Source organism: Pararhodobacter aggregans (assembly GCF_003075525.1).
GTDB lineage: Bacteria > Pseudomonadota > Alphaproteobacteria > Rhodobacterales > Rhodobacteraceae > Pararhodobacter > Pararhodobacter aggregans.
Genome location: NZ_QDDR01000015.1, coordinates 113,668 through 119,733, shown reverse-complemented (window position 1 = coordinate 119,733; position 6,066 = coordinate 113,668). Strand labels below are relative to the sequence as shown.

The following is a 6,066-nucleotide window of genomic DNA, read 5'->3' as shown; positions in this document are numbered from 1 at the left end:
CGCACAGGGCGGGGGGCTGCCGCCCCCCGCGCCCCCCGCCCAAAGGGGGGCACGCCCCCCTTTGGAAACCCCGTGGATATTTGAAGAACAAAGATGGGAAAGCGGCGTGGCCACCGGGACCACGCCGCCCTCTTCGTTCACGGTCATCGGCTTCCCAGCCTGTACCGTGATCTCAGTCTGGCGCGTTAACCTTAAGGATAGGTAAATCGCCCATCTTTGTTCTTCAAATATCCTCCGGGGGGTCCGGGGGGTGGAAAACCCCCCGGCCTCGCCACAGGCGCGCCGCCGGGGTTTCAGCGCCAATGCGCCATCGGCAGGCCCGCGACCGGGCTGCGGAAAGCCGGGATCCGGTTGCCGCGCAGGGAACCGATATAGACCGTCTTCAGGTCCGGCCCGCCGAAGGTGACCGAGGCGAACCAGGGCGCAATCGTCCCGCCGCAGGCCAGCATGTGGTTGGGCGTCACCGCGTCGCGCTCGAAGGCCTCGTAGAGTGCGGCCGAGGGGTCCGGGTTGTCGTCGTCGAGGATCACCCGGAACTCGCCCTCGGGGGTCAGGGCGAAGATCCGGTCCGACATCACATGCGTGCCCCAGAGGTTGCCATGGGAATCGAAGGAGATGCCGTCGATGAAGCCGCCGGTATCGGCGGGGCCGAAGGTCTCGCGCGCCAGCACCTCGGCGCCGTCGCCGATCCTGAGGCGGGTGATCCGGCGACCGGTCGTTTCGACGACATAGAGCCATTCCTCGGCGGCATCGAAGCGGATCTCGTTGGTGAACATGAAGCCGTCGGCGACGATCCGCGCGCCCTCGTTGTCCAGCACCGCCACGTAGCCGTCGGAATACCGCGGGCTGATCGCTTCCATCCAGTTCACGATCCGCGTGGAAATCGTCAGCCAGATCCGCCCGCGCGAATCCCTGAGCACGAAATTCACCTTGCCGATGGGCGTGCCGTCGATCGTGTCCAGCACCACCGTGGTGCGGCCGTCGCGGGTCATCCGTTCCAGCCGGTCGGTGCCGAAGTTCGAGATCAGGATCGAGCCGTCCACGTCGAAGGCCAGCCCGTTGGGCAGGGTGCCCTGGGTGAAGCGGTCGGCCTCGTCCAGCGTCGCGCCGAAGCGGGTGTCGAGGCTCTGGGCGATCAGCACCTGCGTGCCGTCGGGGCGGATCTGCACCACCCCGCCGCGGGCATCCGCCGACCAGAGCGTGCCGTCGGGTTCGGCGAGGATGCATTCGGGGCGTTGCAGATCCTCGCCCACGAACCACAGATCGTCTCGGGCCACGGTGAAACCGTCGAGGGGGTTCTTCATGATGCCGACCCTCCGCCCGCCATCGCGATGAATTTCGCGGTCTGGGCCCAGGCGGCGCGGACCGGGGTGTCGATGGCCTGCGCGGTGAGGCTGTTCCAGGCCTGCGCGACATCCTCGGGGCTGGCCTCGGGGCCCAGCGCGATGCCCGGCGTCTCCTCGATCCGGGCCAGGGCGAAGACCCCGGCGCCGGCGGTGAGGATGGTCTTGGTGGGCGCGTCCCCGGACACCAGGAACAGCGCGCCGGGCGAGACTTTCTCGGGCGCCAGCAGCTCGGCGGTGCCGGGGGGCAGCAGGGCCTCGGTCATCTGCGTCGTCGCCGCCGGGGCGAGGGCGTTGACGCGGATGCCGTGTTTCTCGCCCTCGATGGCCAGCGTGTTCATCAGGCCGACCTGCGCCAGCTTGGCGGCGGAGTAATTCGCCTGGCCGAAATTGCCGTAGAGGCCGGAGGAGGAGGTGGTCATCAGGATCCGCCCGTAGCCCTGGTCGCGCATGATCTCCCACACCGCCTGAGAACAGGTCCAGGCGCCGCGCAGATGCACGTCGATCACCGCCTCGAAGGCCTCGGGCGGGGTCTTGGCGAAGCTCTTGTCGCGCAGGATACCGGCGTTGTTGATCAGGATGTCGATGCGGCCCCAGCGGTCCATCACCGCGGCCACCATCGCCGCCACCGCCGCGCGGTCGCTGACCGAGGCGGTCGAGGCCATCGCCTCGCCGCCCGCGGCCCTGATCTCGGCCACCACGGCCTCGGCCCGGCCCAGATCGTTGACCACGACCTTCGCGCCGCGTGCCGCCAGGGCCAGGGCATGCGCCCGGCCCAGACCGCCGCCTGCGCCGGTGACGATGGCCACTTGTCCGTCGAAGCGGATTTCAGACATCCACCCATCCTTCCGCTGTTGTGGTTCCGGGGCGGGTCATCCTCGGCCGCCCCGGTTTCGGTTTGGTGACAGCCCCGCCTGAGGGCGCCGTCCGCCGGTTACTCCAGGATCGCCACGCAGCGGGTGAACCCGGCCGAGGCTTTCCTGATTTTGAACGGGAAGCACGAAACCTTGAAGCCGGTCGCGGGCAGCTGGTCGAGGTTCGAGAGCTTCTCCATATGGCAATAGCCGATCTCCATCGAGGCGCGGTGCCCCTCCCAGATGATTGCGGGGTCATGGCTTTCGGCATAGGCGCGGGCGGTAAAGGGGAAGGGCGCGTCCCAGGACCAGGCGTCGGTGCCGGTCACCCGCACGCCGCGCTCCAGCAGATACATCGTCGCCTCGCGCCCCATGCCGCAGCCCTTCAGCAGGAAATCGGGCTTGCCATAGGCCGCCCCGGCGGCGGTGTTGACGACGACGATCTCCAAGGGGCTGAGGGTATGGCCGATGCGGGCCAGTTCCGCCTCTACATCCGCGGCCGTCACGACGTAACCGTCCGGGAAATGGCGGAAATCCAGTTTCACCCCGGGCTGGAAGCACCATTCCAGCGGCACCTCGTCGATGGTGATGGCGGGGCGGCCGCCCGGGGTGAGCGCCCGGTCCATGGTGGAATGGTGGTGATAGGGCGCGTCCAGATGGGTGCCGTTATGGGTGCTCAGCTGCACCCATTCCACCGCCCAGCCGTCGCCCTCGGGCAGGTCCTCGTTTTTCAGGCCCGGGAAGAAGGCGGTGATCTGCTCGCGGGTTTCCTTGTGGCCCTGATACTGGATCTTGGGCAGCATCATCTCGGGGTCCGAGGCGATGCCGGTTTCGAGCGCGACCGACAGGTCGATGATCCGCATGAGAGGTCCTTTCAGAGGAGGCCGGTGGCGATGGAGGGGACAAGGACGATCAGCAGCAGCACCAGCACCATGATCGCGGCGAAGGGCAGGGCGCCCTTGAAGACGTCGCCCAGCGTGACCGAAGGATCGTCGATCGAGCCCTTGATGACAAAGACCGACAGGCCCAGCGGCGGGGTCAACAGGCCGATCTCCACCGCCAGCACGGTGACGATGCCGAACCAGATCAGGTCCAGTTGCAGCGCCTGGGCGATGGGCAGGACCAGCGGCAGGGTAATCAGCAGGATGGAGGAGCTGTCCAGGATCGTGCCCAGCACGATCAGGATCAGGCAATAGACCAGCACGAAGCCCAGCGGCCCCAGATCGAGCCCGGTCGCCCATTCCGTGACCGCCACCGGCAGGCCCGACAGCGACAGGAAGCGCGAATACATCGTCGCGGCGATGATGAGGAAGCAGATGGAGGCGGTGATATGCCCGGTCTCCAGCGTCACCTGCCAGAGCGTCCTGAGCCCCAGCCGCCGTTTCGCCATGGCAATGAGGATCGCGCCGAGGGCACCGATGGCGCCCGCCTCGGTCGGTGTGAAGACCCCGCCATAGATCCCGCCAAGGACCAGCGCGATCAAGAGCGCGATGGGGGCGAGCTTGCTCAGCGTGTCGCGGGCGAGCGAGCCCTCGCCGACCGGCGACGGGGCAGGGCGCGGCACGCCGGTGAAGGACGGCCAGAAGCGCACCATCAGCGCGATGCCGACGATATAGGCCAGCGTCAGCACCAGCCCCGGGCCGATCCCCGCAACGAAGAGATAGCCCACCGATTGCTCGGCGATGATGCCGTAAAGGATCAAGAGCAGCGAGGGCGGGATCAGCATCCCCAGCACCGAGGAGCCCGCGACGACGCCGGTGGCGAAGCGCGCCGTGTGGCCGATGCGCATCATCTCGGGCACGGCGACCTTGGTGAAGACGGCGGCCGAGGCGATGGAAATCCCGGTGATCGCGGCGAAGATGGCGTTGGCGCCGACCGTGGCCATGCCCAGCCCGCCCTTCAGCCGCCCCAGCGCCCGGTTCGCCACCTCGAACGTGTCGCGGCCGATATCGGCGCGGCTGACGACAAGGCCCATCAGCACGAACAGCGGCACCACGCCGAAGAGGTAGGAGGAAATCGATTCGCGCGTCGCCAGCGCCATCATCCGCGAGGCATATTGCGGGTTGTCCCTCAGCGCCCAGATGCCGAGGAACGAGGTCAGCGCCAGCGCGATGGAGACATGCATCCCCAGCCAGATCAGCCCGAGGATCCCGGCCAGCGACCAGAGGCCGATTTCAACGCCGCTCATGACAGCCCCCGGGCGGCGCGGATCGCCAGCGCCAGCGCGCGCAGGGTGAAGACCAGCAGCAGCATCAGCGCGCCCAAGAGGACGATGCCGTGTACCGGCCAGATCGGGGCCAGGAACTGGCCGACGGTGCCGACCATCTCGTCCCGGCCGTAGCTGCGCAGGAATTGCGGCCAGAAGGACCAGACCAGCGCCCCCAGCACCGCCACGCCTGCCAGATGCAGGAGGGCGTCAAAGGCCTCGGCCAGCCGGGGGTGGCGCCGGGTCAGCGCGCTCAGCAGCGCGTCCGAGCGGGTCAGCTTGCCCTGCGCCGTGGTATTGGCGATCTGCAGGAAGGCGATGGCGAGGATCGACAGGGCGACCATCTCGGGCACCCCGGCGATGGGGCGGCCGAAGAAGAAGCGCCCCGCCACATCGACGCAGATCAGCAGCATGACCGCCAGGATCAGCCCGGTGCCCAGCGCCGACAGCAGCGCCGTCAGCCGGTCAACCAGACGCGCCAGCGCATCGAAAGGGGCGATCCCCGTGCGAAGGGAGACGAGTGAAGCCATGGATGTCCCGCGGGAAAGGGGGCCGGGCGCCGGGCCCGGCCCGAAGGGGGCTCAGCGCTGCGACCAGTCGCGCACCAGCGGCACGCCCGCGTCGCGCAGGATCTGCACATAGGCGTTCAGCACCTCGGTCCCCGGCAGGCCCTCGCCATCCGCCGCCGCGGCCCAGGTCCCGGCCACATCGGGCAGCGCCGCCGCCCAGCGGGCGCGCTCGGCGTCCGAGAGGGTGTGCAGATGCGCCTCATCCGGGGCGATGGTCGCCATGGCGGCGGCGACGCGCTGGGTCTGCTCGGCGATATAGGCCTGCTGATAGGCGGCGGCACCGGCGCGCAGGGCCTCCTGCACCGCTTCGGGCTGGTCCTGCAGCCAGGTCTGGTTGGCGACCAGCGCCCCCGCCGATTGCGCGCCGAAGCCGGTCACCGTGACATAGGGCGCGACCTCGTGCAGGCGGGCCGGGGCGGCGGCGGTGGCGAAGACGATCACCCCGTCGAAGACCCCGGTCTGGATGTCGTTGTAATAGGTCGTGAGGTTCCCCGCCACGCCCACGGCGCCGGTCCCCTCCAGCCAGTTGACCGCCGGTCCCGGCGCAGCGATGCGGTGGCCCGCCAGATCGTCGATCGAGGTGACCGGGAAATTGGTCATCAGGATGTAATTGTCGAGCGCGAAGCCCCCGCCCAGATATTCGGCGTCATATTGGTGCCAGCTCTCGGCCATGCCGGGGATCTGGGCGTAGAGCGCATCCATCGCCTCCATCACGACCTGCGGCTCACCGGGGCCGAAGGGCGTGTTGTAGGTGACGTTCTGCAGCGGCACCTTGGTCGGCAAAAAGACGGTGGGGATGGCGCCGATCTCGGCCAGACCGTCCTCGACCGCATCCAGTTCGCCGCCGACACCGGCCAGCGTGCCGCCATAGGCCTCGGTCCAGTTGATCGTATAGCCCGACCCCTCGAGCGCGGCGTTGACCGTGGGGATGAAGGTCTCGGTCAGGTGCTTCACCCACAGGAAGATCGGCGGGTGGCCGTTGACGATGGTGATGTCGATGGTCTCGTCGGCAAGCGCCGGACCGGCCAGAATCGCGGCCAGGGCGGTGCCGGTCAGAAGCCGGCGGATGGTATGGGTCATGGTTTCTCCTCCTC

The 6,066-nt window shown here is 68.4% G+C and carries 6 protein-coding genes; all 6 read right to left on the bottom strand.

Translation table 11 applies throughout. From position 1 onward, the window contains the following. Positions 1-293: 293 nt before the first annotated feature. Positions 294-1,304, bottom strand: a complete 1,011-nt coding sequence (locus DDE23_RS21940; RefSeq protein ID WP_192883748.1) for an SMP-30/gluconolactonase/LRE family protein — start codon at positions 1,302-1,304, stop codon at positions 294-296. Further along, on the bottom strand, positions 1,301-2,179 hold the full coding sequence (locus DDE23_RS21935; RefSeq protein ID WP_107750092.1) for an SDR family NAD(P)-dependent oxidoreductase: 879 nt from the start codon (positions 2,177-2,179) through the stop codon (positions 1,301-1,303). Before DDE23_RS21935 ends, DDE23_RS21940 begins: the two co-directional genes overlap by 4 nt. A gap of 98 nt (positions 2,180-2,277) precedes the next feature. Beyond that, entirely contained in the window at positions 2,278-3,060 is a 783-nt protein-coding gene (locus tag DDE23_RS21930) for a cyclase family protein (protein WP_107750093.1), read from the bottom strand. An 11-nt stretch (positions 3,061-3,071) separates the two neighbouring features. Further along, entirely contained in the window at positions 3,072-4,385 is a 1,314-nt protein-coding gene (locus DDE23_RS21925; protein ID WP_107750094.1) for a TRAP transporter large permease, read from the bottom strand. Then, positions 4,382-4,933 (bottom strand): TRAP transporter small permease subunit, encoded by a 552-nt coding sequence (locus DDE23_RS21920; RefSeq protein WP_107750095.1) that lies wholly within the window; start codon positions 4,931-4,933, stop codon positions 4,382-4,384. The genes DDE23_RS21925 and DDE23_RS21920 overlap by 4 nt, the downstream gene beginning before the upstream one ends. A 51-nt stretch (positions 4,934-4,984) precedes the next feature. Continuing rightward, positions 4,985-6,052, bottom strand: a complete 1,068-nt coding sequence (locus tag DDE23_RS21915) for a C4-dicarboxylate TRAP transporter substrate-binding protein (RefSeq protein ID WP_107750096.1) — start codon at positions 6,050-6,052, stop codon at positions 4,985-4,987. Positions 6,053-6,066 lie beyond the last annotated feature (14 nt).

What these genes read in the sequence shown, in the direction of transcription:
- DDE23_RS21940 (WP_192883748.1), bottom strand. Translation starts at nt 1,304, where the DNA reads ATGAAGAACCCCCTCGACGGTTTCACCGTGGCCCGAGACGATCTGTGG.
- DDE23_RS21935 (WP_107750092.1), bottom strand. Translation starts at nt 2,179, where the DNA reads ATGTCTGAAATCCGCTTCGACGGACAAGTGGCCATCGTCACCGGCGCA.
- DDE23_RS21930 (WP_107750093.1), bottom strand. Translation starts at nt 3,060, where the DNA reads ATGCGGATCATCGACCTGTCGGTCGCGCTCGAAACCGGCATCGCCTCG.
- DDE23_RS21925 (WP_107750094.1), bottom strand. Translation starts at nt 4,385, where the DNA reads ATGAGCGGCGTTGAAATCGGCCTCTGGTCGCTGGCCGGGATCCTCGGG.
- DDE23_RS21920 (WP_107750095.1), bottom strand. Translation starts at nt 4,933, where the DNA reads ATGGCTTCACTCGTCTCCCTTCGCACGGGGATCGCCCCTTTCGATGCG.
- DDE23_RS21915 (WP_107750096.1), bottom strand. Translation starts at nt 6,052, where the DNA reads ATGACCCATACCATCCGCCGGCTTCTGACCGGCACCGCCCTGGCCGCG.